14 protein-coding genes are annotated in these 26,038 nt (G+C 66.1%); 9 read left to right on the top strand and 5 right to left on the bottom strand.

Annotated features, from left to right (window positions below; all coding sequences use genetic code 11):
• Window positions 1-8 precede the first annotated feature (8 nt).
• The 3 genes from tkt to N4264_RS04430 are packed head-to-tail and all read left to right on the top strand — an operon-like array spanning window position 9 to window position 3,449.
• Window positions 9-2,006, top strand: a complete 1,998-nt coding sequence (gene tkt, locus N4264_RS04440; RefSeq protein WP_261695871.1) for a transketolase — start codon at window positions 9-11, stop codon at window positions 2,004-2,006.
• A gap of 1 nt (window position 2,007) precedes the next feature.
• On the top strand, window positions 2,008-2,784 hold the full coding sequence (locus N4264_RS04435) for a ferredoxin--NADP reductase (protein ID WP_261695870.1): 777 nt from the start codon (window positions 2,008-2,010) through the stop codon (window positions 2,782-2,784).
• Between the two features lie 23 nt (window positions 2,785-2,807).
• Window positions 2,808-3,449, top strand: a complete 642-nt coding sequence (locus tag N4264_RS04430; RefSeq protein ID WP_261695869.1) for an HAD hydrolase-like protein — start codon at window positions 2,808-2,810, stop codon at window positions 3,447-3,449.
• A gap of 46 nt (window positions 3,450-3,495) precedes the next feature.
• Here the strand turns inward: N4264_RS04430 and N4264_RS04425 are convergent, their stop codons facing one another.
• Together N4264_RS04425 and N4264_RS04420 are read right to left on the bottom strand one after the other, a co-directional pair.
• Window positions 3,496-5,187: a flavin monoamine oxidase family protein gene (locus tag N4264_RS04425; protein WP_261695868.1), complete on the bottom strand. Its 1,692-nt coding sequence runs from the start codon at window positions 5,185-5,187 to the stop codon at window positions 3,496-3,498.
• 63 nt (window positions 5,188-5,250) lie between these two features.
• Window positions 5,251-6,975: a di-heme oxidoredictase family protein gene (locus N4264_RS04420; RefSeq protein ID WP_261695867.1), complete on the bottom strand. Its 1,725-nt coding sequence runs from the start codon at window positions 6,973-6,975 to the stop codon at window positions 5,251-5,253.
• Window positions 6,976-7,300: 325 nt separating this feature from the next.
• Here N4264_RS04420 and N4264_RS04415 point away from each other — a divergent pair, with 325 nt between their 5' ends.
• The 5 genes from N4264_RS04415 (at window position 7,301) to qhpG (ending at window position 13,880) form a co-directional block, all read left to right on the top strand.
• Window positions 7,301-8,737 (top strand): ferritin-like domain-containing protein, encoded by a 1,437-nt coding sequence (locus tag N4264_RS04415; protein ID WP_261695866.1) that lies wholly within the window; start codon window positions 7,301-7,303, stop codon window positions 8,735-8,737.
• 73 nt (window positions 8,738-8,810) lie between these two features.
• Window positions 8,811-10,220: a hypothetical protein gene (locus N4264_RS04410; protein ID WP_261695865.1), complete on the top strand. Its 1,410-nt coding sequence runs from the start codon at window positions 8,811-8,813 to the stop codon at window positions 10,218-10,220.
• Window positions 10,217-11,026 (top strand): LodA/GoxA family CTQ-dependent oxidase, encoded by an 810-nt coding sequence (locus tag N4264_RS04405; RefSeq protein ID WP_261695864.1) that lies wholly within the window; start codon window positions 10,217-10,219, stop codon window positions 11,024-11,026. The genes N4264_RS04410 and N4264_RS04405 overlap by 4 nt, the downstream gene beginning before the upstream one ends.
• Window positions 11,023-12,399: a radical SAM/SPASM domain-containing protein gene (locus N4264_RS04400; protein ID WP_261695863.1), complete on the top strand. Its 1,377-nt coding sequence runs from the start codon at window positions 11,023-11,025 to the stop codon at window positions 12,397-12,399. The genes N4264_RS04405 and N4264_RS04400 overlap by 4 nt, the downstream gene beginning before the upstream one ends.
• Window positions 12,396-13,880, top strand: coding sequence for a flavin-dependent monooxygenase QhpG (gene qhpG / locus N4264_RS04395; RefSeq protein ID WP_261695862.1), 1,485 nt, complete (start codon window positions 12,396-12,398; stop codon window positions 13,878-13,880). Before N4264_RS04400 ends, qhpG begins: the two co-directional genes overlap by 4 nt.
• 35 nt (window positions 13,881-13,915) lie before the next feature.
• Here qhpG and N4264_RS04390 read toward each other — a convergent pair whose 3' ends face one another.
• From N4264_RS04390 to N4264_RS04380, 3 genes are all read right to left on the bottom strand, one after another.
• A complete protein-coding gene (locus N4264_RS04390) occupies window positions 13,916-15,130 on the bottom strand; it encodes a hypothetical protein (protein ID WP_261695861.1) in 1,215 nt (404 codons plus the stop codon).
• A 189-nt stretch (window positions 15,131-15,319) separates the two neighbouring features.
• Window positions 15,320-15,679: a hypothetical protein gene (locus N4264_RS04385; protein WP_261695860.1), complete on the bottom strand. Its 360-nt coding sequence runs from the start codon at window positions 15,677-15,679 to the stop codon at window positions 15,320-15,322.
• Window positions 15,680-16,326: 647 nt separating this feature from the next.
• Window positions 16,327-18,273 (bottom strand): alpha/beta hydrolase family protein, encoded by a 1,947-nt coding sequence (locus N4264_RS04380; RefSeq protein ID WP_261695859.1) that lies wholly within the window; start codon window positions 18,271-18,273, stop codon window positions 16,327-16,329.
• Between the two features lie 328 nt (window positions 18,274-18,601).
• Between N4264_RS04380 and N4264_RS04375 the strand changes: the two genes are divergently transcribed.
• Complete coding sequence (locus tag N4264_RS04375; protein ID WP_261695858.1) at window positions 18,602-26,038, top strand: RHS repeat-associated core domain-containing protein; 7,437 nt, start codon at window positions 18,602-18,604, stop codon at window positions 26,036-26,038.

The following is a 26,038-nucleotide window of genomic DNA, read 5'->3' as shown; positions in this document are numbered from 1 at the left end:
TTGAACCCATGCCGAGCCGTCAAGAACTCGCCAACGCTATCCGTGCGCTGTCCATGGATGCGGTCGAAGCCGCCAAATCCGGTCATCCGGGCATGCCCATGGGCATGGCCGACATCGCCGAGGTGCTGTGGAACGACTTCCTCAGCCACAACCCGAAGAACCCGAAATGGTTCAACCGCGACCGTTTCGTGCTCTCCAACGGCCACGGCTCGATGCTGCTGTACTCCCTGCTCCACCTGACCGGCTACGACCTGCCGATCGACCAGCTCAGGCAGTTCCGCCAGCTGCATTCCAAGACGGCCGGCCATCCGGAAGCCAGCGAAACCCCGGGCGTGGAAACCACCACCGGCCCGCTCGGCCAGGGCCTGGCCAACGCCGTCGGTTTCGCGCTCGCCGAGAAGGTGCTCGCGGCCCGCTTCAACCGCCCGGACTACAGCATCGTCGACCACTACACCTACGTGTTCCTGGGCGACGGCTGCCTCATGGAAGGCATCTCGCACGAAGCCTGCTCGCTCGCCGGCACGCTCAAGCTGGGCAAGCTCGTCGCCCTGTACGACGACAACAACATTTCCATTGATGGAAAAGTGGGTGGATGGTTCACCGACGATACTGCCAAGCGTTTCGAAGCCTACGGCTGGGAAGTGATCCGCGACGTCGACGGCCACAACCCCGAAGCGATCAAGGCGGCCATCGTTTCCGCCGCACTCGATCCGGACAAGCCCACCCTGATCTGCTGCAAGACCATCATCGGCTTCGGCGCACCGAACAAGCAGAACACCGAAGGCGCCCACGGCGCGCCGCTGGGCAAGGACGAAATCGCCCTCACCCGCGAAAAGCTGGGCTGGCCGCACGCTCCGTTCGTGGTGCCCGACGAGATCTACCACGCCTGGAATGCCGAGGCGAAAGGCGCTGAAGCCGAAACACGCTGGAACGCGCTGTTCGCCAAGTATCGCAACGTGCATCCGGACCTGGCCGCCGAATTCGAGCGCCGCGTCAACGGCATCCTGCCGGCCGACTGGGCCGCGCACGCCGACGCCTATATCCGCAAGCTGCAGGCCGAAGGCCCGACCGTCGCCTCGCGCAAGGCCTCGCAGATGGCACTGGAAGCCTACGGCCCGAAACTGCCGGAACTGATCGGCGGCTCGGCCGACCTGGCCCACTCCAACCTCACCCTGTGGAAAGGCTCCAAGGACGTCAATTCCGGCGATGCCTCGGCCAACTACATCTACTTCGGCGTGCGCGAGTTCGGCATGACGGCCGTGGCCAACGGCCTGGCGCTACACGGCGGCTTCGTGCCCTATGACGCCACGTTCCTGGTGTTCTCCGACTACGCCCGTAACGCCGTGCGCATGTCGGCGCTGATCCCGGCCCATTCGATCCACGTCTACACGCACGATTCGATCGGCCTGGGTGAAGACGGCCCGACCCACCAGCCGATCGAACACCTCGCTTCGCTGCGCTACATCCCGAACAACCGCGTGTGGCGTCCCTGCGATGCGGTCGAATCGGCCGTTTCGTGGAAGGCGGCCATCGAGCGTCGCAGCGGTCCGTCCTGCCTGGTGTTCTCGCGCCAGAACCTGGTGCACCAGCACCGCAGCGACGAACAGCTCGCGCAGATCGAACGCGGCGGCTACGTGCTGTCCGAGCCGGCCGACGGCCAGTTCAAGGCCATCCTGGTTGCGACGGGTTCGGAAGTGGAACTGGCCATGCAGGCGATGCGCACGCTCGAGCAGCGCGGCATCGGCGTACGCGTGGTTTCCATGCCCTGCACCGAGGCCTTCGACGACCAGCCGCTGGAGTACCGGGAAAGCGTGCTGCCCTCCTGGTGCCGCGCCCGCGTCGCCGTGGAAGCCGCACACCCGGATTTCTGGCGCAAGTACGTGGGCCTGGACGGCGAGGTCATCGGCATCGCCACCTTCGGCGCCTCCGCGCCGGCGGACAAGCTCTTCGCGCACTTCGGTTTCACCGTCGAGCGGCTGGTCGATGCGGTGAAGGCGCGCGTCTGAGATGGCGGCATTCGAAACGGAGCATGTGCTCGCCGTCCGCCACTGGAACGAGCACCTCTTCAGCTTCACCTGCACGCGCGACACCGGATTGCGGTTCGAGAACGGGCAGTTCCTCATGATCGGCCTCACGGTCGACGGTCGGCCGCTGGTCCGCGCGTACAGCGTGGCCAGCGCCAACTACGAGGAACACCTGGAGTTCTTCAGCATCAAGGTGCCCAACGGCCCGCTGACCTCGCGCCTGGCGCACCTGAAGGAAGGCGATGAGCTCCTGGTCAGCCGCAAGCCCACGGGCACGCTGCTGCTGCACGACCTCAAGCCCGCAAAGCACCTGTATCTGCTCTCCACCGGAACGGGGCTCGCCCCGTTCCTGTCCATCGTGCGCGATCCGGAAACCTACGAGCGCTTCGACAAGGTGATCCTCACCCACGGCGTGCGCCACGTGTCCGATCTCGCCTACCGCGAGTACCTCGAACACGAGCTGCCGCAGCACGAATACCTGGGCGAGATGGTGCGCCAGAAGCTCATCTACTACCCCACGGTGACACGCGAGCCGTTCGCCAACCAGGGCCGCCTGGACCAGCTCCTGGCCAGCGGGAAACTCTGCAGCGACATCGGCCTGCCGCCGCTGGACCCGGCGAACGACCGGGCCATGATCTGCGGCAGTCCTGCCATGCTTGAATCGCTGTCGGAACTGCTCGACAGCCGCGGCTTCGTCGTCTCTGCGCGCATCGGCACGCCGGGGGATTACGTGATCGAACGCGCCTTCGTGGAACGCTGAACCGCTATCAGAAACGTATCGACATGCACCTTGTCCTGTTCGACCTCGACGGCACCCTGATCCACTCCGAAGCGGGCATCGTCGGTTCCATCCGCTACGCCATCGCCCAGATGGGCCTGGACGCGCCGCCGTTGGAAACCCTGCGCACCTGGATCGGTCCGCCGCTGCGCCAGTCGTTCCCGAGCGTCGTCGGTGACGACCACGCCCGTGTCGAGGAAGCCGTCGCCCACTATCGTGTGCGGTTCGATTCACTCGGCTGGGCCGAGCACGAGGTGTACGAGGGCATTCCCGCAGTCGTCGAGGCACTGGCCACGCAAGGCAAGCGCCTCGCCGTCGTCACGACCAAGATGTTCTCCCAGGCCCGCAAGATCATCGACCACCTGCCGTTCGGCCATCATTTCGAGCAGGTCTATGCCCCCACGGGCGACGGCCAGCACTCGGAAAAGGCGGCAATGATCGCCCGCGCGTTGGCGGATTTCAGCGTCGATCCGGCCCGTACAGCAATGATCGGCGATCGCTATTTCGATATCGAAGGCGCGCGGGCCAACGGCGTGCGCGCCGTGGGCGTGACGTGGGGGTTTGGCAGCCGCGAAGAGCTGAAGGGGGCGGGGGCGGATGCCGTGGTCAGTCACCCGTCTGAACTGGCGCCCGCATTGGTCGCCTGATCACCCGGCGGATGCCGGCACGTTCCGGCACCCGCCGCTCTCCGTGCTACACCGTCGCAGCCGCCTTCGCTGCCGGCGCCGCATCCGATGACGACGCTTCCGGCACGATCGGCGCCAATCCAAAATACGTCGTCAGGACGATTTCCGCGGAACGCAGTGCGCCGTTGACCCAGCCCTGCTGGTCCGAGAACGCCTCGCCGCAGGTGTACAGCGCCAGGTTTTCGTAGGGCTTGGCCATCTGGGGAATCACGATGCTGTCGTCCGCGCCGCGGCCCCACTGGTGGTAGGCATAGCCGAAATAGGCTTCGTTACCCCAGCGACGATAGCTCGTGAGCACGGGCATGGGTACGGCATTGGTGCCGAAAACGTCACGCAGTTGCCGGCGCATCTCTTCCACCACCGCCATGGACGCCGCGAACAGCACCTGGGGTACCTGCTCGTCGTAGTGGCGCTGCAGCGGCGATCTGAATTTCGGGCCGATCTGCTGGAGTTCCTGCCAGAAATCCGCATTGTTGAAGTCGCAGTACAAGGTGAGCGCGGCAGGGCCGGTCGTCGATGTGCCCTCGATCGGGTCGAACACGTAGAACGAATCGGCCGGAAGATCGGTGAAGCTCGGGCCATCGGCGATCGGCGCGCGATTGGTGGTGCCATCGCGCCACCAGGCATTGTCAAAGTAGAAGTTGACCTTCGACAGCACCATTCCGACGGCAGAATCGAGGTTCTGGCGCAGCCGCTGCCACGCCGCGGGGTCAGTCATCAGCAGCGGCGACTCGCTGCTCAAGGTCTCGATCGCATTCTTGGGCAAGGCGAGAATGATCCGGTCGGCGTCAATATGTCCATGCTCATGCACACCCGGATAGACGCCCGGCGTCGAGCGCCATTCGGCACGCATCCCGCCGGAGGGCCGCGCCGTAAGCGCCGTCACGGTCGTGCCGATGGTGATCGGCACGTGGTGCCGCTGGATCTGCGCAGTCAAGGCATCGGTCAGCGTGCTGAAGCCCTGGTTGAAGGCATGGAATTTCGGATCACTCGGAAAATCGAGCAGGATCTGCAGCGCGTCGCCCGCATTCGATGACGACAGGAACGGGCCGGCGAAGCCGACCACGCTGCTGAGCATCGCGATGCATTCCTGCGAATAGCCAAAGGTGCGCAGCAGCGACCACAGGCCCCACTGGTTGAGCGGAACTCCGTTGTAGCGGAATTCATTGCGCACGCGCTGCCAGAATTCCGGCGTCGGATTGGCAGGCGGGTCGCAGCGGTTCTGCGCCAGGATGCCGCGATACGCTGTGTCGATCAGCTGGCCCGGGCTCAGGCCCTTCTCGCGTTCATCGAGGTTGTAGAGCTGGCCCCACAGCGCATTGCCGTTGGCGGCGGCCTCGGCGACCGTGAAGCTGCGGCCGCGCAGGTAGTAGCGGTTGTTCCCGTCGCCCATGCCGAAGGGAACGATCTGGTCGGTGAGCCCCAGCGCCCGGGCGGTGGCGATCAGCTCCGTCATCTGGAAGTTGAAGCGCATGCCGCCTTCTTCATCCTTCACTTCCACCGGACGGCCGGAGTCATCGACGATGACAATGCGGTCGGTATCCAGTCGGCCGCCAATGCGGCCATCGCGTTCGACAAGGGCGATGCTCGCCTTCGGGTTTTCGCACAGCAGGCGCCAGGCGCAATACAGGCCGCTGACGCCAGCTCCAATGATCAACAGATCCACTTTTTCCGGCGGGCGATGCGCGGCGCTGCTCATGACGTGGCTCCTGGCGGCAACGAGGAAGAGTGCGGCGCCGCAAGCCGCGGCGCCGCGTGCTGCTTACTTGCCCTGGTGGATGTCTTCGGCGATCGGCAGGCGCTGCGCGAGCAGGAAGTCGACCACAGCCTGCTGGTCGTCCGGCGGCAGCTTCTCGAACGCCTCGATGATCGGATTGGCCTCGCTGCCCTCGCTGGCGTGGAAGTGGATCGCCTCCTTGAGCGTGCGGGCGCGGCCGTCGTGCAGCCAAGGGCCGGTATCGGCCACGCCCCACAGCGGGCGCGTCAGGAACAGCGGCGGTGCGATCGAAACGCCGGTGACGTCCGCACCCTGCGCGGCCACATCCTGCAGCCCGCTGCCCATGTTGTGGGTACGCAGGTCAGACAGCAGCGGCACGGTGACCGGCGCGCGGTCATTCGCGGCCGGCAGGCGCGGATACACATAGGCCGGCGCATTGCCGGGACGCGTAAGATTGATGCGCAGGTCGTCCTTGCCAAGGCTGGCCGCCGTCGCGGTATCGGCTTCGAGCAGTTTCGCGGCTGTGGCGGCAGGCTCGCTTTCATCAGCCGGCTCCCACTTGCCCAGGAGCGCCTCGACGCGCTGCTTCACCAGGCGCGAAACGGTATGCCGTTCCGGCGGCTCGGGATTGATCAGCAGGGTTTCATCCGGACAGCCGTCCATCGTGGTGACATTGGCCACGCCCGGATCCTCGATCACCAGCTCCGGCACCTTGAGCGTCATTGCCGGCTCGTGACAGGTGGCGCACATGCGACCCGACAAGGTCACGCCTCTGGCGGTGCCTTCGAACAGGGACTTGCCACGTTCGAAGCGCGCCTTGCCCGGCGCATCCTTGGGAATCATCACGGTCGGCGGACGTGTCATCGCCACGAAGGCGGTGAGTGCCGTGACATTGCCGAGCGTCATCTCGTCGATCTTGCCATCGCGGTCGCAGTCAATGTGGCCGACCTTTTCGACCGCCTGCATGCTGAAGTGGAAATCCATCGCGTCACGCACGAAGTGGCGCACGCTCGAGGCAATGCCCTTCCACTGGAACGGCCGTACGATGAGGTCTTCGGCCACGCCCGTCACCTTGCTGGTGTCGTCGGTGCAGCTTCCCGACGGATCGCAGGTCGTGGCCAGCGTACCGAAGGCCAGGCCCTTCGCGGACAACGGCGTCGTCAACGTCGCCGGCTTGTTGTCACGACGTGCCTTGGCAGTCGTCACGCGGTGCAGGATGCCGCGCTGCAGTCCCAGTTCCGTCGACATTTCGCCGGCGAGGGACTGCGCATAGCCCGTTCCGAACACGTGCGGCGGATTGCGCACCAGCTGGGTCAGCTGCCAGGGGAAATCGGGATTGATGAACGCGTTGCTGGCAAGTCCCGCCGAGCCGCCGACCGGACTGGGTTTTCGCAGCAGCGCCTTGGTGGTGTAGTCCGGCGGAACATAGCTGCCGATGGTGTTGTGGCACTCGTAGCAGCTCTGCGAATCAAGGCCATTCACGCGCAGGAACGGGAAATCCGGCCAGGCTTCCGGATACAGCGCCTGGCGCTGGCGCGCACGCGGCCCCTCCTTGCCCTCGCCGTGGCCGTCTTCCGGCGTGAACGGCGTGGTGTGAAAGTCGCCGCCCGATTCGAGAATCTTGGCCAATGGATACTGGTGGATCCGGGCCTGATCAATGGTGACTTCCGGCGTGATCGCCGGACGTTGCGCCGTGGCATCCAGGGCGCAGACAAACGCAACCGTGACAAAGACGGGCGCGCGAAGCGCCTGACGAGCATTCCGACGCATGGCCATCCCCTAAACCGTACGCCGCGCGGGAAGCGGCGCTTGAGTATACGCGCATTTTTGATACTTCCAATCACTGTGGACAAATGCGCGCGTCCGGCCGGACATCAGTGCCCGGCACCAGGGCAAGCGCAGTGCGATTCCCCGGCCTATCACGCCTGGCATGGTTGGCAATACTGGCGGACAAGAAGATCTTTGCCGCTTCGCAACATCGATGGCTTTTGTACATTGCGATGATGGAACATTCGTTTCCTGTGCTATATAGGGCATCAGCCACGTCACGCGCAGCCAGCCTTGTCTGCGCACCGACCGCCGATCCGGGGGTTCCATGCGACCGTCGAAACGACGCCATCTGGGCTCGCTCACCGCACGTCTGCCAAAAGTGGACGCCCGCGACATCTTTGGCCTGGCCAAGGCCGCCAAGCCATCCGCGCCCTATGAAAGTGAGTTCGCACCGCGCGACTATGTCGCCTTCCTGCTGCATGTCGACGCCGAGATCGAGCACGGCCTGATGGTGCAGTACCTCTACGCCGCGTATTCGCTCGGCGGTCCACAGGTTCCACCGGAACACCGGGAACGGGTGCGCGGCTGGCAGGAGATCATCCTGGGCATCGCCAAGGAGGAAATGGGTCACCTGATCTGCATCCAGAACGTGCTGCGCCTGATCGGCGCGCCGCTGAACCTGGCGCGCGACGACTACCCCTGGGACGTGCCCTTCTACCCGTTCCCCTTCACGCTGGAACGCCTCACGCTCGACTCACTCGCCAAGTACGTGTATGCGGAATCGCCGCAGGACTGGTCAGGCCCGCTGGCCGACGAGATCCGTGCGCGCGTCGAGGCCTCTACGCCCAATCCGCACCGCGTTTCCGAACTCTTCGCGCTGATGATCCAGCTCGTGTCCGACCCGGACTACATCCCGGATTCGGCGTTCCAGGCCACCACCTACCCATTCCAGGCCAGTTGGGACGAATGGGGCCGCGGCTACCAGGGCGGCCAGCGCGGTAACCTGCAAGGCGTGAATCCGGCGCAGGCGCCCGATGTGCTGGTGCTGCCGCTGGCCTCCCGCGATGACGCCGTCGCCGCGTTGCAGCAGATTGCCGAACAGGGCGAAGCCACCCATTCGAGTGACCCGGAAGGACCGTCCCACTTCGCGCGGTTCCTCAATATCTACGTGCAGATGCGTGATCTGGCGGAGCAAGGCTGGTCACCCTCGCGGCCCGTCGCCACCAACCCCTACGTCTCGCTCGACCCCACGCTCGATCCGGCGCAGGACCTGGAAGTAGACGCCGTCACGCGCCCCATCACCGATCCCCAGGCACGCCTGTGGGCCAGCCTGCACAATCTGCGCTACCGGATGCTGCTGGCGTATCTCACGCACAGTTTCACACTGTACGGCGGGCTCTCGGCGGCGGGCACGCATAGCCCGCGCGGCGCCATCATCAATGCCACTTTTGGCGAAATGTACAATCTGCGTGCGATCGCGGAGATTCTGATGGATCTCCCGCTGGGCCCCGACCATCCCGATATCCTGGCCGGCCCACCGTTCCAGATGCCGTACACGCTGGATTCACCGCTCGGCGAATCCAACCGCTGGCGCCTGCACCTGGACCTGATCACCGCGGCCGAGCCGCTGATCCAGTCGCTGCTGAAGATCGCACCGCCCTCGCGCCACGCGTACCTGCACGCGCTGCGCGAAGCGGATGCGCGCATGGCCGCGATCGCCGGACGCATCCTCGCCGGGCACGTCAACCTCGCCCTGACCTGATCCCACCGCGCGGCAACAGCGCCGCGCGGCCCTGGTGTTTCAACCGCAACGGCAACGCGCTCCAGGAACGTCCATGCCCCTGCTCGAACTGCGCATCCTCCCGCCCCTGGCCATTGGCCGTCTCGGCGCCTCGGCAACGCCACTGGAAGCCTTCGACCTGCTGCCGCCGGACGAGCGGCCGCTGGATTTCCGCCGCATCGTGCCGCGCACCAGTTTCCAGGTGGATCCGGCCAGCGGGGAAATCGTCCGGGCCTATGTGCCCGAGCGTATCGTGTTCAAGGATCCAGACCGGCGCATTCGTCCGGTCGCGCCGTTTCTGGAAGTGTTTGCCCGGACCAGCGCGGAACCCGATGCGCTCGTCCCGCTCACACTGGACCTGCTCGCCGCCGAAGGGCTCGCGCTGGACGCGCTGGAGTGGACGATTGCGGTGGGCAACATCAAGCTCTTCCGTCGCACCACCGACCCCAACGACAAGATCGAAGCCCGGATCGACGCGCTGCGCGATCACGCCCGCGTGCCGCTGCTCGGTCGCTGTGTCAATTTCCGCGACGGCCGCGTGCTGCCGCTCGGGCATGTGCAGTTCATCAAACCGACGAAAAGCCATCCGCAGGTCCGGCTGCGGTTCACGCCGGCGGCCGGCAGGGTCTACGGCTCCAGCCGTGTGCGTCATACGAGCCCGACGACGGTGGAAGACGATCCCATCATCGACACCGACGAGCTGATCCTCTACGACGACACCAAGGGCAGCTGGCGCGGCTACCGTGAAAGCGTGGGCCCGACACTGACGAACCCGGCACAGATCTACGCCGGGTATGCGGACGGCGAGTACCAGGTCAGCTGGGGCTATCTCGATGACGAATGCGACGGGTTCGCGCGCATCACGCTGACCGATTCCAACGGCCGGGTGCTCAGCGCGCAGGCCCATATCGGTGCCGGGCCGCCCGCTTTCGCGCCGGACACCTTGCCCGTGCGGGTCGTTTCCGATGAGCTGGAACAGATTCTCTACGGCCCGGACGTCGATGCGGCCGACGTCTCGCTCGACGACGCCGAGGAACTGGTTTATCGCGCCCTGGAGACAATCCGGCTGATGAACACGGCAGTGATGAACGGCAATGCGATCAACGGCCGGCAGAACGTCGCCAGCACCATGGTGCGGCAGGACACCAATGACTTCGAACGCCTGTATGCGCCTATCGCCGCCACATCGCTCGTGGACAACCTGGCACTTCGCGCGCTGCACGAACGAGTATTAGGAACGTTGGCCGGCGGCAGTGCACCCTGGTTCGCCCAGGTACTGCGCAAGCCGGAAGAGATCGGCGATCTGTCGGACAAGACCCGACGCAAGATGCCGGCGTTGATGCGCGGTGCCGATGGACGCGGCCTGACGCTGACGCGCCGGCAGATCGATCTTGTCATCAAGGCGGCGGCACAGGTGATGTTCCGCAGCCCCGCCGCCAGCGCCGATCGCGGAGCCACGCCATGAGTACGACCATCAAGCCCGACAACCTGACCGCGCAACTGCACTGGCGCGGCGAGGGCAATCCGTATTCGGTGCTGCCGCGCTCGGCCATTTCCAACTGTTTCCCGGGCCTGGAGTTCGACTTCCGCAATCTGTGGCGGCGCACCTTCGAAGGCATCGTACTGGTCGAGAACAACAACTACGTCGTCGAAGCCGAGAATCCGGCCTACGATGACCTGGTCACACGGCGCCTGGTCCGCGCGGACGGCTTCGACACCATGGTGCTCACCACCGGCCCCGTCTTTCCCGGCGGTTCCGCCGGCACGCTGGCGACCACCAGCAACCCCAACGCCGTGTCGTTCATGGAATGGTCCAACTCACTGGCCCGCATCATGGCCAAGCAGGGCCAGGACGTGGAATGCGAGTTCACCGCGGAAAAGCCGGCACCGACCGAGGTCATCGCAGCGAACGTGAAAACTATCCGCGTGACCTTGCGCGTGCGCCGCTTCTTCGAAGGCGACAGCGCCGCGATCGCACGCGATGTGCTCCAGCCCGGCGAGCTGACCCAGGGCCTGTGCGCGCCGTGGCAGAACGACTACCGCGAATGCGCCTGCTACTACTGGGCGGCCAGCCGGCCGGACTACGTGAACGTGGAACCCAGCCAGGACGGCCTGAGCCACGGCGACATGTGGCTGCAGAAGCATCGCACCGGCAGCTACGTTCCGGACAATCGGGTGGACACGCGCCTGTTCTCCTACGACGACCTGTTCCGTGACTGGCAGGGCCTGCTCAGCTTCATCATCCGCGGCAAGGACGCCGATGCCTCGTGAATGCCGTCGTCGCGCCGCCTGACACCCGCTCGCTGCTACGCTTTGTGAAGCATGCCTCGCGCGTGCGCAACGCGCAGGCGCACTTGCTGCCGCACGCGCAGGGCGCCCAGCTGCTGCTCGTCAACGGATCGCGCTTGTTCGATCTTCCCGGGCCGATTGCGCGCGAATTCGACGAGGCGATAGCCCGTGGCGACGAAGCGCTCGATGCGCTGCTGTGCCGGCATGGGCTCGCCATTCCTCCGGTGATCGACGATACGCCGCTGGCGCCGCCCGGCGTGCACGCGGTGTCGCTTGCCGTGGCGCAGAAGTGCAATCTCGGCTGTACCTATTGTTATGCCCAGCAGGGTGAATTCGGTGGGCCGGCGAAGCAGATGTCTCTGGATGTGGCCCTGCGCTCGATCGACCTGCTGCTCGCCGACAAGGCGCCGGGCACGAAGCTCAACCTGAGCTTCCTGGGTGGCGAGCCACTGCAAAACCGGCCCGTCCTGCGCGCAGCGACGGAATACGCCGCGGCGCAGGCGCAGCAGCGCGGGCTGCAGATCGGCTTCTCTATCACGACGAACGGCACGCTGGTGAAGGCCACCGATGCCGCCTTCTTCGAACAACACGGCTTCGCCGTCACCATTAGCCTCGATGGGACCGCTGCCGTGCACGACAGATTGCGCCCCCTGCGCAACGGCCGCGGTTCGTTCGACGTGATCCTGCGCAATATCGCACCACTGCTCGCCGCGCAACGCCGGATGCAGGTCTCGGCGCGGGTGACAGTGACACCGCACAACCTCGACCTGCCCGCGACACTCGACGCGTTTGTCGCCCTCGGTTTTCACAGCGTCGGCTTCTCGCCGTTACTGCGCGCGCCCAATGGGCGGGACGAGATGGACGAAGCCGGCCTGGAAGCGATGCTCGGCGCCATGATCGATTGTGGCCTGGCCTTCGAGCGCCACGTGCTGGCCGGCCGGCGCTATCCGTTCCTGAACATGATCAATGCGCTACGCGAAGTGCAGCGCGGCACCCACCGCCCCTACCCCTGCGGCGCCGGTGCCGGCTACTTCGGCATTTCCGCCGATGGCGACCTGGCAGCCTGCCATCGCTTCGTCGGCGACGACCAGGCGCGTTTCGGCGACCTCACGCACGGCATCGACCTGCCGCGTCAGGCACAGTGGCTGGCTGCGCGCCACGTCCACACGCAGCAACCCTGCAGCGGCTGCTGGGCGCGCTACCTGTGCGGTGGCGGTTGTCACCACGAGGTGCTGGCCCGCGGACGTCACGCCTGTGACTACATCCGTGGCTGGCTGCATTACACCATCCAGGCGCACGGGCGGCTGTCCCGCCTGGTGCCGGGCTGGCACAGCGGGAGTTTCCAGGGAACATGAATACCGTCCACGAAACCGATGTCGCGATTCTCGGCGCCGGTCCCGCAGGCCTGGCCGCCGCGCTGCGGCTGCGCCAGCTCGACTACCGCGTCGCGCTCGTTGACAAGGCCGACCTGCCGCGCCCGAACATTGGTGAATCGCTCACCCCCGGTGTACCGGCGATCCTGGCCAGCCTCGAGGCGGATGACGTGCTGGCGCAGGTGCCGCAGCGGGCGACGCAGCGTGTATTGCGGTGCTGGGAGTCCACCGACGCGGCCTGGTCCGTGCGCGAGAACGCCCCGCACATCATCGTCGACCGTTCGCAGTGGGACCTGGCCCTGCTTGAACTGGCACGCAGCCGCGGCGTCCACGCGCTTACCGGCGTTGCGTCGGTCACCATTGATGGCACCGCCGGCGCGTGGTGGATCGAGACGGGATCCGCGCAGCATCGCATCCGCGCGAAGTGGATCCTTGACGCCCGCGGCCGCCGCTGTGCGCGCGACACCGTGGCGCTGGCGCCGCCCCTGCTGGCGCTATGGACCGACCTTCCGCATACCGGCGTGCCCGAGGTACGCATCGAGGCCGCGATGGACGGCTGGCTCTGGGGGGCGCCACTGCCCAATGGCGCCTACCGCCTCATGGCCTTCTGCGACCCGCGCACGCGCCGCGCCGGTCCCGGCCGGTCGCCGAAGCCGGGCGAGTGGCTCTCCGCCACGGTCCGGCGCAGCCAGATGTTCCGCACCTGGGCCGACGACTGCCAGTCGGCGACGATCGCCACCTGCGGCGCAACACCTTACCTGCGGGGTGACGGCTGGTTGCCCGGCTGCCTCACGCTGGGCGATGCCGCCTTTGCCGTGGATCCGATCTCCTCCAGCGGCGTCGAGAAGGCGATGCGCTATTCCTTGCAGGCCGTTGCCGCCCTGCACACGGTGATGACCGAGCCGGGTGATGCATCGATGGCGCACGCCTTCCTGCAGGAGCGCCTGATCGAAACCGCCGCGCGACACGCGCAATGGACCGAGCGCACATACGCCGGCGCCTGGCCGGCAAAGTCGCAGCCATTCTGGCTGGACCGCAGCGTCTCGTTCACCGCCCAGATGCGTGACGACGGCTTTGATCCGCTGCGCCGGCGCGTGGAACGCGCGCGCGTCGCGGCAGCCAGTGATCCGGCGACACCGGTCGGCGACACCCCGCTGCTGGAAACCGCACTCTTCCGTCGCGTGCGTGTGGACAACGAACTTCGCCTGGTGGATACGCCCTGCCTCGTCGACGACCGCGTCCGCCGGCGCGCCGCGATCAGCCATCCGCGCCTGACGCGTCCGGTCGCTTTCGTTGACGGCGTGGAACTGGCACCGCTGCTCGCGTCACTTCGCTATGTCGACCACCTGCACCAGTGGCTGGACTGGTGCACCTACACCATGCCCCGCGCCCAGGCGCTGGGCGTGGCCGGCTGGCTGCTGCATCACGGGCTGATCGTCGCCGACGACGGCGCGCGGGCCTGATCGCTACCACCGCCATAGCGGACCGCAATGGCACACTACTGGAAACCGTTGGCGAAGATGACTTCGCTGGTTTCCGCATACTCGTAGAGCTTCAGCGCCGTTGAATTCGGTGTCACGCTGACCCAGGCGACTTTGCCGTTCGGAGCGCTCTGCAGCGAGTCGTCCCGGTTGCCCCAGGCGATGCCCGGCACCGTTTCCAACGGCGTGACAAAGGTGCCTGCGCCGTCGACGACGCCCAGGCGGAAGCCACTGTCAGCCGTGCTGCGCCAGCCGACGAGGAAACGCTCGGGCGTCGTCGTGCCGATGCGCGCGAGAACGGGATCCCGCTCGGTCGTGCCGTCGGTCGCCGTGAGCCACTTGAGCACCGGCGCCGTCGCCGTGTTGTTGTCGAAACTGAGAAAGCCCACGCCCTGTGCCGGATATCCCGGCCGGTTCTGGGCCACGAAGGCGAGCTTCCATGTCGTCGCCGCGGCGGCCATCTGGCCGAACTGTCCCCACACCGTGCCGTTGCAGCCCGCATCGACCGGGAACAGATTGCGGCTGTCGTTCACCAGGATGCCCTTGCTGTTGTAACAGTCGGACATGCACAGCGCGTTGAAGCTGTTCAGCCCCGGGTGATACCCCATCAGGCCCGCCATCTGGTGCGAACAGCCCCAGGTCCAGCCGCCGCTCATGGGCGCACCGGCGCTGCTGATGTAGGCCAGCTGGTCGCCCTCGTGGCCATTGAAATTGCCCGCGACGCCGTGCACGGCAAAATACGCCGCATACCGCGAATTGCCGTAGGCCAGGCGCGCATCGCCCGTGTTCATCTGCGCGATGGCGTTGGGATTGGTGATCGCCGTGCTGAACTGCTGCACATCGCTGGCGCTGCGCCGTGTGAGGCGGATGCTGTTGTCTGCGGTCTTGCGCAACAACACAGCGAAGCCGCCATCATCGTGCGCGACGAGACCGCGCACTTCTTCGCCAACGTAACTGAAAGTACTGGCGATTCCGCCCGCGCTGATACGGCTCACGCGGCCTGCGCCATTGCTGCCCGTCCACCCGAGCCAGTAACTGCCATCCGCACGCGGCGCCAGATACAGGCGCGGGCTGAAATTGCTGCAGTAGCCGCCCAGGCAGAAACTGGTTCCTGCTGCCGCCGCGGCGCCAGGCAAGGTCAACGATGTGGTCGTGATCCGCGTCGCCACGGGCCCCGCCACCGCAAAACCCGATACCAGCCCCAGACCCACCGCTATCACTCGTCGAAACATAGGCAGACACTCACTCTCCGGCACAACGGCCGCGCATTGAATGCAAACCGGCGTAAGCGCCCCGTTAGGCCGATGTTGCGAGGCCGTTACAGTGCCACGGCGGAAGAAGTGGATCTGTTGCCGTGGTCGCAGGATGCGATGGCGAATCTCGTTCCGCGCGGCCCGTCGCGATGGAACGACAGCAACGGTCTACGCCGTAGCTCCCAGGCATGGGAAATAGGCGGCAACGTCCACGTAATCGACTTCGTCGAACGCCGCATTGTCGAACCCGGTTATGACGAGCTGCGCCTTCAGCGCGGCAGGCAGCCTATCCAGCGTGACGGGCGAGAGTGGATACGAGACCTTTTCGTACGCCCGGGCGAAACCGTGCGTCCGCTGCACATCGGTCCAGTCGAATACATACAGGCCCAACTGCGCCAGCTCGTCGAAGGACGCGGCGCTGGTATCCACATGCACCGGCTGCGCAACCGACGTGGCGATCAAAGTGTCCCGCAGCAAGCCTTCCGTATCTTCGACAACAGTCGGTCCTTCAAGGACGGAAGTGGGCACAGGCCCGACGCCTGCCGAAACGAAGGCGGCGACTTGACCGCGACGGTCAGCACCCAGCCACACGAAGTCGTATTCCCAGGGGATAATCGATTGTCATTGCAGTTGATAGCAGGTGGTGTTTGCAGCTGCCCGACGGTCTCGTGGCCATCGGCAGCATCGAAGGGCTTGCCGCTGCGATACGTTCACCAGCAAGGGCGCCGCGCTCCGGAGGTGATCGGGCAGCGTTCGTGCGTACCTGCTACAGGAATGGTCTTAACGGAACACCACACTAGCCAGGGAGCTTTGACCTCAGCAGCAACTCGCGCGAAATTGCAATTTTAATTTTTGTGCTTTTCAATACCTTCTGCCCCCCAGGAAAAGCAAGTCGGTCATGATCGTCATCACTGCTTGGCGCATCAGGTGGTCGAGCGTGCTCACATCCAAGCCGAATCTCGTCCCAACGATCGACGCACATTCGACATCCTCGGAGCTCTTGACCGCAATAGCCTGCGGTAGCAAATTGCTGGCTAGCGCCGACCCTCCGTGCGGGGCAGGAAACTGCACCAGGAAGTCATTCAGCAAACGTCGCGCGTTTCGCAATCGCCTCCATTTCGTCAAGCTTTAGCAACCTTGGCTTTCTCACCATGGGGCTTTGACTTAGCGTACTGCTACGGCGCCGGAGCACTCACACTCCGCCCCGCACCCGCCTTCTCCCCGATCGCCGAGTCCAGGAATTTCAACGATCGCTCGTAGAACGCTTCGACATTCTTCGGGTCGTAGAAGCCGTGTCCTTCGCCGCGGCCCAGCAGGTACTCGGGGGCTTTGCCGGCTCTTTTGAGTGCATCACGCATGCGTTCGGAGTGCAGGGGCGGGACACGGGAGTCGTTCTCCGCGGCGACGAGGAACACCTTTGCCGTGATGGCGTCGGCATATTCGACGGGGGAGCGCCTGGCCAGTTCGTCCTCGTCAGTACCGAGTACACGCTGGAGGTAGTTCTTGCCGTAGCTGGACTGGGGGATATCGCCGCGTTTTTTCATCAGGCGCAGGTCGTACACGCCGACGTAGCCAATGGCGCACTGGTATAGATCCGGCTCGACCGATACGCCCATCAGTGCCGCGTAGCCGCCGTAACTGCCGCCCATGATGCATAGACGGTTGCGGTCGGCGATGCCTTCTTTCACGGCCCAGCGCGTGGCGTCCGTCAGGTCGTTCTGCATCGCGCGACCCCACTCGCCCCAGCCGGAGCGTTCGAACTTCGCGCCGTAGCCGCCGGAACCGCGATAGTTCACCTGCAGCACGGCATAGCCGCGCGTGGCAAGCGCCTGGACGTCGGGCGTGAATTCCCAGCGGTCGCGGACGCCATACGGCCCACCGTGCACCAGCACCACCAGCGGAAGGTATTTTCCGTCGGGCGACTGGAGCGGGCGCGTGAGGTAGCCGCTGACGCTGACGCCGTCGCGCGCGGCGAACTGGATCGGCTCCGTCGGTGCCAGCTGGTCGGCGTTGATCCAAGGGCGGCGGGACAGCAGGAAGGTGACCGTATCGGCCTTGGTGTCGAGCAGATAGAACGTGCCGGGATTGATGTCCGAGCTCACCTCGACGATGACGCGACGGCCGTCGCTGGAGGCCGAGGTAAAACTCACGCTCTCACCGGGGAAGCGCTGCATGGTTCTGGCCAGCAGCTTCGCCTCCGTGGCGTTCTTGTCGAGCAGGCTGATGGCGCGGCGGCCGGGCATCGAGAGGACGCCGAAGCTGCCACGTCCGTCAAAGCGTGGCGCCAGCGCTTCGACGTCGGATTCGCCGCGCCACACGGGGCCGAAATCCGGCGCCTTCGCCGACCAGGTGCACAGCGCATGCGGTTCGCCCGCCAGGCTGCAGCGGAAGTAGGCCGTTTCGTTGTCGGCGGCGAAGCCGAGCGGAATGAGCGAGCGGCCTTCGGCCTTCTCTTCCACGATCACGCGCCACTCGCTGCCTTCGGCGGCCTCGCGGTAATACACCTTCAGGCCCATCTGCGTGTCTTCGGCGTAGGCGAAGCGCGCGTTGCCGGCGTTGTCGGCCACGAAGCGGGCCTGCGCCAGCGGCGCTGTCGCAATCGTCTTGCGCCGGCCGCCGTCCACCGCCATGAGCTGGGCGGTCGGCACGACCCTTTCGGCATTCTGGAAGTAGTTGGTGCTGCTGACGAGCAGGTGCTCGGTATCACCGGGGATCGCAGCGATGACTTCGACCACTTCCGTATTTCCCGTGCCGCGGCGATCGACCAGGGTTTGCTTCCCGGAACCGTCCGCGTTCACGGCAAAGAGTTCGCCGGTATAGACCGGAACGTTCATCCTGTTGCTGAGCGGCTGACGCAGGTTGTAGACCACGCGATTGCCGACCCACCAGAACTCGCCCAGTTCATCTTTCTCGAGTGGGCGGAGGTTGACACCTTTCTGCGTGTCCACTTCCACCAGCGACAGCACGCGCTTGCCTTTGACCTTCGCAGCCAACGCGATCGTGCGGCCATCGGGCGAGATCTTCACCTCGCCGACGGCGTCGTGGCGCGCGAGGCCTTCGAGCGCGATCGGTTCGGCCGCGTATGCTGCCGTGACGCTGAGTGCCAGAAGGGCGGAAGACATCCAAGGGGCATGCATTGCCGAAAAGCTCCTGGGGAATAGCGGCGACCCGTCGATGGGCTGAAGGATCGGGATTCGAGTCGAAGGTACCCGGCAGCGCGCAGTGATAGGCCAGGACAAGTCGCGAATTGTACGTACGGGCGACCCAGGCGTCGACATTGCCACCTGGCCGCCGACATACGACGGCGCCGTATGTCGCGGCATGATGCGCCAATGGTGGATATGTATATGATGGCTGTCTTTGCTATGTACGGAATGCTGCAGACTGTCCAGTTCCCGCCCTTTCGCGACCGGCACACTGACGTGCCAGCCCTGTAACTCGAGGTCATCCATGCTCCTGCACGAAACCACCGGTCCGCTCAGGCGGGCTGCGGTGTTCTGTTGTCCGCAACTACTGCGTGTCCTTGCTCACCGCGCCTGGCGCGTCCTTCCATGGCTGGTCGTGACAACCGTCGCGGGATGGCAGCCTGTCTGCGCCCAATCGCGCGCCGCCGTCGCTGTTTCCGCCGATGCCGGCGCGCCGGCCTCGCGCTCGGTGGTGGTGCCGACCGTGGATCCGGCCTCGGATCAGGTCGGCGCGACGGTGGGGCAGTTTCGCGTGGATGAGGCGGGGCAGATGAACTACACCATCCCGCTGTACGCACCACCGGGAACAGCGGGCGTGACGCCTCAGATCTCCCTCCACTACAACAGCCAGGCGGGCGTATCAGCGCTGGGTAAAGGCTGGCTTGTCGGCGGGCAGTCGGCGATTACGCGCTGCCGTGCGACGCGGGAAGCCGGTGATTTCACCGGCGAGGACGGACAGCCGATTGACGGCGATCCCCAGCCCGTCCGCTTCGCACCGACGGACCGGTTCTGCCTGGACGGCGAACGACTGATCCTGGTGCAAGGGCTGTATGGCGAAGACGGTGCGGAGTATCGACTGGAGCGCGACCCGTTTACGCGCATCCATTCGCGGGGTGGCTATCACGGTGACGGTGACGCCTATACCGGTCCGCTCCACTTTGACGTGGAGCGGCGCGACGGTTCCACCAGCCATTACGGCGACACGGCGGATTCGCGGCTGCATCGCAATGGCTGCGGGACCAGCCCGTCGCCGTGCACGGAACGCGTTGCGCAATGGTCGCTCAGTCGCACGGAGGACTCCGCGGGCAACTATATCGCGTACACCTACCTCACCGGGCCGACCGCCGGTGCGCCCGGCGAGCAGGTGTTGTCTGCCGTGCGGTATACGGGAAAGCGGAACCTGCCCGGGCAGGACGGCCCCGACCTGCCGCCCTATGCGCAGCTGCGTTTTCACTATCGCACGCTGCCGCCGGCGCAGTGGACTACCGGATTCCAGGCCGGATCGCGCTTCAGCCGCACGCAGCAGCTGGAAGCCGTGTCGGTCGAGGATGAGATCGATACGGCGACGCCGCGTGCGCTGCGCTACTACATCCTGGATTACGTACGGTCGCCATCGGGCAACCCCGGAGACGTGTTGCAGGCCATCACGGAGTGCAGCGATGCATCGCGCAGCGTCTGCTACCGACCGACGCGGTTCCAGTGGTCGACCGCGCGCTACCACTTTGCGCCGTCGACGGACCAGATTGGCAGCGGCGCCGATTTCAACGGACTGGTGTCCTACCGGCTGGGTGACGTCGACGGCGATGGACGGCTGGACGTCGTGGGTTGGAAGCGGGATGCCACGTGCGGCGGTACGTCGAGTGCGCCGCACAGCCGGTTGATCGTCGGATTCTCGGATCACGATGCGGCTGGCCGCCTGCACCTGGAGCGACGCCAGCTGCCGTTCTGCGCACCGCGCGACCTGACCAACGCCGACGACGCCTGGCAGTTGTTCGACTACACCGGCGATGGGCGCGACGACCTGCTCGTCGCCGGCGCGGCTGGCAGCCGCTGGGCATTGCATGCCGCGCATGCACGCCTTTCGGATCGCCACAGCGCGTTTGACACGCACGTCGATCTGCTCGACGCCGCGCACGACAACACCCTGATTCCCGTACCGGCCGACGACTTCCGTCGCAGCCAGCTGGCGGATTTCAACGGCGACGGTCTGCTCGATGTCCTCTATCCAGTGCAGGATGCGCCCACCGCCCAGTACGGCGCGATGGATGTTCGCTTCCTTGAGCGGCAACCGTCAGGGCGATACGCGTTCTCGCCGCCGCATCGGCTGGTGGTTACCTGGGCGGATGGTGATCCCTGCGCGACAGCCGGCCAGAGCACGGACGACCCCATCAGCTGCACCCTCGACTTTTTTGCAAATCGCCCCAAACGCCTGGGCGTCGCGAGCGATTTCAATGCGGACGGCCGCGCGGACCTGCTGTTCCGCGTCACGCGCGTCTACGACACCCAGTGCACGACCTGCCGCCCGGGCGACGGCCGCGCGCTCTACGCGACCGACACCATGCACAGCGACCGCGCGCGACTGCGTCGGGCCTGGTATCTCTTCACGACCGGCGTGCGGACCACAGGCGAGGACGAGCCGCCTACGCTCACCCTGCGCGCGATGTGGGGCGCCGCGAGTGCGCAGGCCGGCGGCGACCTGCCGGACACCGCCGAGCACCTGCACCTGGCGGACTTCAACGGCGATGGACTCGCGGACCTGCTCTACCGCGAGGCCGGGACGGTGGACCGCTACCGCTTCCGTATCAACGCCGGTGCGGCGTTACTGCCGAGCGAGGCCGCCGGCGTCGTCGAGCGCGCAGATGCGCTGCAGCTGGTCGACGTCGACAACGACGGCCGCAGCGAAATCCTGCATCCCGGCGCCGCGGACGGTGTTTTCCGGATGCGCCGCTGGCAACCATCGGCCGATAACAGCGCCGGACAGTTCGGACCGTCCGTCGTGCTTCCCGGCGGCGGTGCGACCGCGCCGCCCGGCAACGACTGGGTCGGCCTGTTTGCGGATTTCGACGGCGACGGCGCGGCCGATCATGTTCGTCTGAAAGTGGCACGCACGGCGGGGGCAGTACTGCATGCCAGCCGCGGTACGCCGTCAGACCGTCACCACCCGCGCGGTGTGGTCACCCAGGTCACCAACGGGTACGGCGCCGCCACGCGTGTGACCTACCAGCCGCTGACCAACGCCGCCATCTATCGACCCGATCGCGAGTCGCGCAACAGGGTGTCGTGGGGACGAGGCTCGCCGGTGCAGGACCTGCTCGGCCCCGTGACCGTCGTGGCCCGCGCCGAGTCCAGCGCACCACGTATCGACGCGCCGTTGGCGACGAGCCAGTTGTACTACCGCTATTCCGGGGCGAAGCTGCAGGGTGGAGGCCGCGGTTTCCTCGGTTTCCGGCAGGTCAGCACAGTGGATCCGAACGACGGTGCAGATGGCCAGCCGCACTATACGGAGACGCAGTCCGACTACCTCCAGGCGTTTCCGTACATTGGCAGCGCGCAGTCCAGCGTCCGCCGCATTGGGTCGACACGCTTCGCGCCGTCGCCCTGCCTGGCCGATCCGGAAAGTGCCGCTGGTTGCTTTCACGATGTCGGCACTGTGGGCTGGTCGCCCGCCCAGGGCCCCGTTGTATACGAAGCGATTTCCCTGTGGGCTTGCCAGGTGCCGGGCGATTCATCGGGATGCGCACCGCCGTGGGGCAGCCTGGGCCAATGTCCCGCAGCAGGCGCATCCGGGTCGTTGCACCGGCTTCTGCTGGCATCGCGCAGCGGCATTCTCTCGGCGTTCCGCGCGCAGGGCGAAGCCAGGCCGATCCTGGCTTTCGCCGCAGGTTCCAGCGAACAGACGCGGGATGCGGAGTCGGGTCGCATCCTCGCCGTTCACAACCACGTGACCTGCTACGAAGACGGCTTCGGCAACGCCACCCGAGCGATCACCGAGCACCTGGATGGCGATGGACAGACGGTCGCGCGGGAGGAATCCACGCATGCCTACCGCAATGTGGCGGAGCCCTGGCGCATTGGCCGCCTCACGCACAGCACCTCGCGCATGACGCGGCCGGGCGAGCCGCCCGTCGAGCGCGGCACACGTTTCGCCTACGACCTCGATTCACCGGCGCAAACCGGCCTGTTGACCCGCGAGCAGGTGCAACCGGGCCTGCGCGATCAGGACCTGTCGCAGGCGTACGTGCACGACGCCTTTGGCAATCGCACGCTTGAGTGGCAGTGCAGCGGCGAGGTGTCCCGTGAGCACTGCGATGACGCTTCGGATACGGACCGCGTGGCGCACCGGCCCGTGCAGGAGGGTGACGAGCCGTCACCGGTGGTGCACCGCTACCAGCGTACCCGGTTTGATACACGCCTGCCCGTGGATCGCCAGCGCGGGCGGTTCGCCGACGAGCAGTCCATTCCGTACTTCGCCCCTAGTGCGCCACAGGCTTCGACGGAGCACGTCCGCCGCGTCGTGCTCGAGCGCAACGCGTTCGGCGACGTTGTCCGCGAGCGCGACGCGAACGGTCGCGAGAGTGGCGCCCTGTTCGGCGCGCTGGGACGCCCGTTCTACCGCTGGATCCAGACCGGCGCGACCAACGCCACACGCGCCGGTGAAGCCATTCGGTTGCGCTGGTGCGCCGGCAACGGCGATGGAGCCGTTGTTTCGTGTCCGGCCGGGGCAGCCTTTCGCGAAGAGATCCTTTCCGATACGGCGCCGACGCAGTGGCGTTACCACGATGTGCTGGGACGCATCACCGCGCAGGTGACGCAGACGTTCAATGCCGGCGTGCCGGGTGCGGATCTGAGCGGCACCTGCACCGGCTACGACGCGCATGGACGTGTCATCCACGACAGTATTCCGGCGTTTCTCGACGGCAGCGGCGAGCCGTCGTTTCTGCCTGGCATCAATCAGGACTTCTGCACCGGGGAGCAACCCGCCACGCAGACGCACTTTGATGCCCAGGGGCGGACGGTCGCCGTGGTCGCACCCGACCTGAGCATCACGACCACGCGCTATCAGGACAACGAAACCATCGTTACCGACCCACGACGAAGCGTGCTGGTGCAACGGCGCAATGCGCTCGGCGAGCTGGTCCGCACTGTCGATGCGGCCGGCCTGGTGGTGACCTACCGGTACACGGCCGACGGCAGCACGCGACGCGTGACCCGCGACGGCGGTAACGGCGCTATCGACAGCGTCGCTGTGTTCGACGCGCTGGGGCGAAAGATACGTCAGTCGGATCCCGACAGCGGCACGCGCCACTTCGCTTACAACGCAGCCGGCGAACGCCTGCGCAGCACCGACGCCACGGGCCAGGTGATCCGGTACCACCGCGATGCGCTCGGCCGCATCTGGCAGCGCAGCAGCCAGGCGTCGCCCTGTACACCATCCTCGTGCGGCCTCGATGCGATATCACGAACCACGGACCGCTATACCTACGACGTGGCAATCAATGGTCTTGGACTGCTGGCGCAGGAAAGCCGCGAAGATGACGGACGTGTCACCTATCTGCGTGATCATCACTATGACGCGCTGGCGCGTTCGGAACATCGAGAAACCGCCTTCGACGGCCGGCGCTGGACCGAGCACACACGCTATGACGCCGCTGGCCGCGCGATCGCGCAGCAGGATGCGACGGGCCATTCGCTGACGACGGTGTATACCCCACGCGGATTCGTCGCCGCGCTCGACGACACGCAGGCGCGTCCCGCTCGCCTCTACGAAGTGCTCGCCACGGATGCGCGCGGCGAGGTGACGCGGGAGCGTCGCGGCAGTTCGCCGGCGATGATGACTGAGCGCACCTACGATCCAGTAACGGGACGTCCGGACACGGTCTGCAGTGGCGTCGCTTGCGCGCTGCAGGACTGGGACTACGACTACGACGCCGTCGGAAATCTCACGCGGCGCGCGCGCGACGGACTGCAGAATGCATCGGCACGCGATGTGGAGGAGTTCGAGTACGACGCAGTCGGCCGGCTCCAGTCCGCACGCCTGACGACGCACCAGGGCGCGGCATCCTCGCGCGCGCTCGTTGCGCTGACCTACGACCGTCTCGGCAACATCTGCAGCAAGGACGGCGTGTTCTACCGCTACGGTGGACGCTCCGGTTGCGTCGGCAGCCTCGGTGAGAGCAGCGCGCCGCATGCGGTGATCGCGGCCGGCGATACGGACTTTCGTTATGACGCCAATGGAAACCAGACGTCGGCAACGGGGACGTCCGGGCATCGGCAGCTGCGTTTTGACGCGCAGGATCGCGTCGCGTCGATCACTGTCGGCTCAGGGCCGCGACCGTTGCTGCAGTCCACCTTCCGCTACGCCCCGGATGATTCTCCGACCCTGCGCATCGACGCCGGACCCACCGGCAAGCGCGTGACCCGGCAGATCGGCAACGTCGAAAGCGTGACGACAGAAGACGGTCGCCACCTGTTCCGTCGCTACCTGGGCGGCGTCGCCGTGGGACTGATCGGCGAGAACAGCTTCGGTGAACTGCGCTACCTCTTCGGCGACCACCAGGGATCGCTGGACATAGTGGCTGATGGCGCCGGCCATCGCGTCGAGGCACTGGCTTACTCGCCGACGGGGGAACGCCGCGACCGGGCGACCTACGGGCTGGCGGCGCTGGCGCCCGTCACGCTCGCACAGGGATTCACCGGCCATGAGCACGTGGATACGGCCGGCGTCATCACGCTGGGTGCACGCCTGTACGACCCGCGGCTCGGGCGTTTTCTCCAGGCCGACGCCACCGTGGATACCGGTGCCCAGGGGCTCAATCGCTACAGCTACGTGCTCAATAACCCGCTGAGTCTGACAGACCCCAGCGGGCATGCGTCGTGGCAGCGCTGGGTGCGTGCTGCCGCCGCGATCGTGATCACGGTCTACACCGGCGGCGCGGCGGCCGGAGCCTGGAGCTTCTTCGGCGCCAGCGTCACCACGACGGCCGGTGCGCTGGGCGTTTCCGCATTGGGCGGGTTTGCCGCCGGCGCGATCCAGTCGGGCACATTGCAGGGTGGCGTGTATGGGGCCTTCTCGTCGGCGGTCTTTTACGGAATCGGTAGCGCGTTCAGTGCCTATGGCAACGCCGGCAATTTCGCCGGCTCGTCGCTCAGCGCCGGCGCCTGGTCGGCGAAGGTACTCAGTCATGCGGTGGCCGGCGGCGTCATCAGCGCGCTGCAGGGTGGCCGCTTCGGTCATGGCTTCATGACCGCCGGCGCATCGCAGGCGGCGGGTGGCGTCATCGGACGGGTAGACGTGCGCAACGGCGGGTTCAGTCTGTCACGCGTGGTCACCGCGGCGGTTGCCGGCGGCTCCGTCTCGGCAGCGACCGGCGGCAAGTTCGCCAACGGTGCCATCACGGCGGCCTTTGCCCGTCTCTTCAACGACGAAGCGCACCGGCTGGCCAATGGCGACGTCCGCATCGACCGCGATGACGGCAGCAGTGAGACACGGCGCGGCGGATCGCTCTCGTGGCGCAACAACAATCCCGGCAACATGATTGCCGGCGTACGGCATCACCTGCCGATCGGTCGCAACGGTCGCTTTGCCATCTTCAGTGACGAGCTGGAGGGCTTCGATGCCATGGTCGACAACCTGCTGACGCCACGCTACCAGGGCCAGACCATGGGCGGTGCGATCGCCACCTGGGCACCCGGCGTCGACGGCAACGATCCTGCACACTATGCCAACACCCTGGCCGCATGGACGGGGGTGGCGGCTTCAACGGCGATGAGCAGCCTGAGCGCGGACCAGTTGCGATCGGTCGCCGCGGCGATCCAGCGCTTCGAGGGCTGGCGCCCCGGCACGGTGAGCATCACACCCGCCCGGCCGCCGGTGGTGGAACCGGCCGGCACCTTGCCATATACGATTCCGAACTATCGATGA

This window comes from Tahibacter amnicola (assembly GCF_025398735.1).
GTDB classification, from domain to species: domain Bacteria; phylum Pseudomonadota; class Gammaproteobacteria; order Xanthomonadales; family Rhodanobacteraceae; genus Tahibacter; species Tahibacter amnicola.
This window is presented reverse-complemented; position numbering and strand designations above follow the sequence as displayed.

Excerpts from the sequence above, each read along its gene's own strand:
- N4264_RS04430 (WP_261695869.1), top strand. The coding sequence starts at position 2,808 with ATGCACCTTGTCCTGTTCGACCTCGACGGCACCCTGATCCACTCCGAA.
- N4264_RS04410 (WP_261695865.1), top strand. The coding sequence starts at position 8,811 with ATGCCCCTGCTCGAACTGCGCATCCTCCCGCCCCTGGCCATTGGCCGT.
- N4264_RS04415 (WP_261695866.1), top strand. The coding sequence starts at position 7,301 with ATGCGACCGTCGAAACGACGCCATCTGGGCTCGCTCACCGCACGTCTG.
- N4264_RS04425 (WP_261695868.1), bottom strand. The coding sequence starts at position 5,187 with ATGAGCAGCGCCGCGCATCGCCCGCCGGAAAAAGTGGATCTGTTGATC.
- N4264_RS04405 (WP_261695864.1), top strand. The coding sequence starts at position 10,217 with ATGAGTACGACCATCAAGCCCGACAACCTGACCGCGCAACTGCACTGG.
- N4264_RS04435 (WP_261695870.1), top strand. The coding sequence starts at position 2,008 with ATGGCGGCATTCGAAACGGAGCATGTGCTCGCCGTCCGCCACTGGAAC.
- N4264_RS04380 (WP_261695859.1), bottom strand. The coding sequence starts at position 18,273 with ATGTCTTCCGCCCTTCTGGCACTCAGCGTCACGGCAGCATACGCGGCC.
- tkt (WP_261695871.1), top strand. The coding sequence starts at position 9 with ATGCCGAGCCGTCAAGAACTCGCCAACGCTATCCGTGCGCTGTCCATG.
- N4264_RS04390 (WP_261695861.1), bottom strand. The coding sequence starts at position 15,130 with ATGTTTCGACGAGTGATAGCGGTGGGTCTGGGGCTGGTATCGGGTTTT.
- qhpG (WP_261695862.1), top strand. The coding sequence starts at position 12,396 with ATGAATACCGTCCACGAAACCGATGTCGCGATTCTCGGCGCCGGTCCC.
- N4264_RS04375 (WP_261695858.1), top strand. The coding sequence starts at position 18,602 with ATGCTCCTGCACGAAACCACCGGTCCGCTCAGGCGGGCTGCGGTGTTC.
- N4264_RS04420 (WP_261695867.1), bottom strand. The coding sequence starts at position 6,975 with ATGCGTCGGAATGCTCGTCAGGCGCTTCGCGCGCCCGTCTTTGTCACG.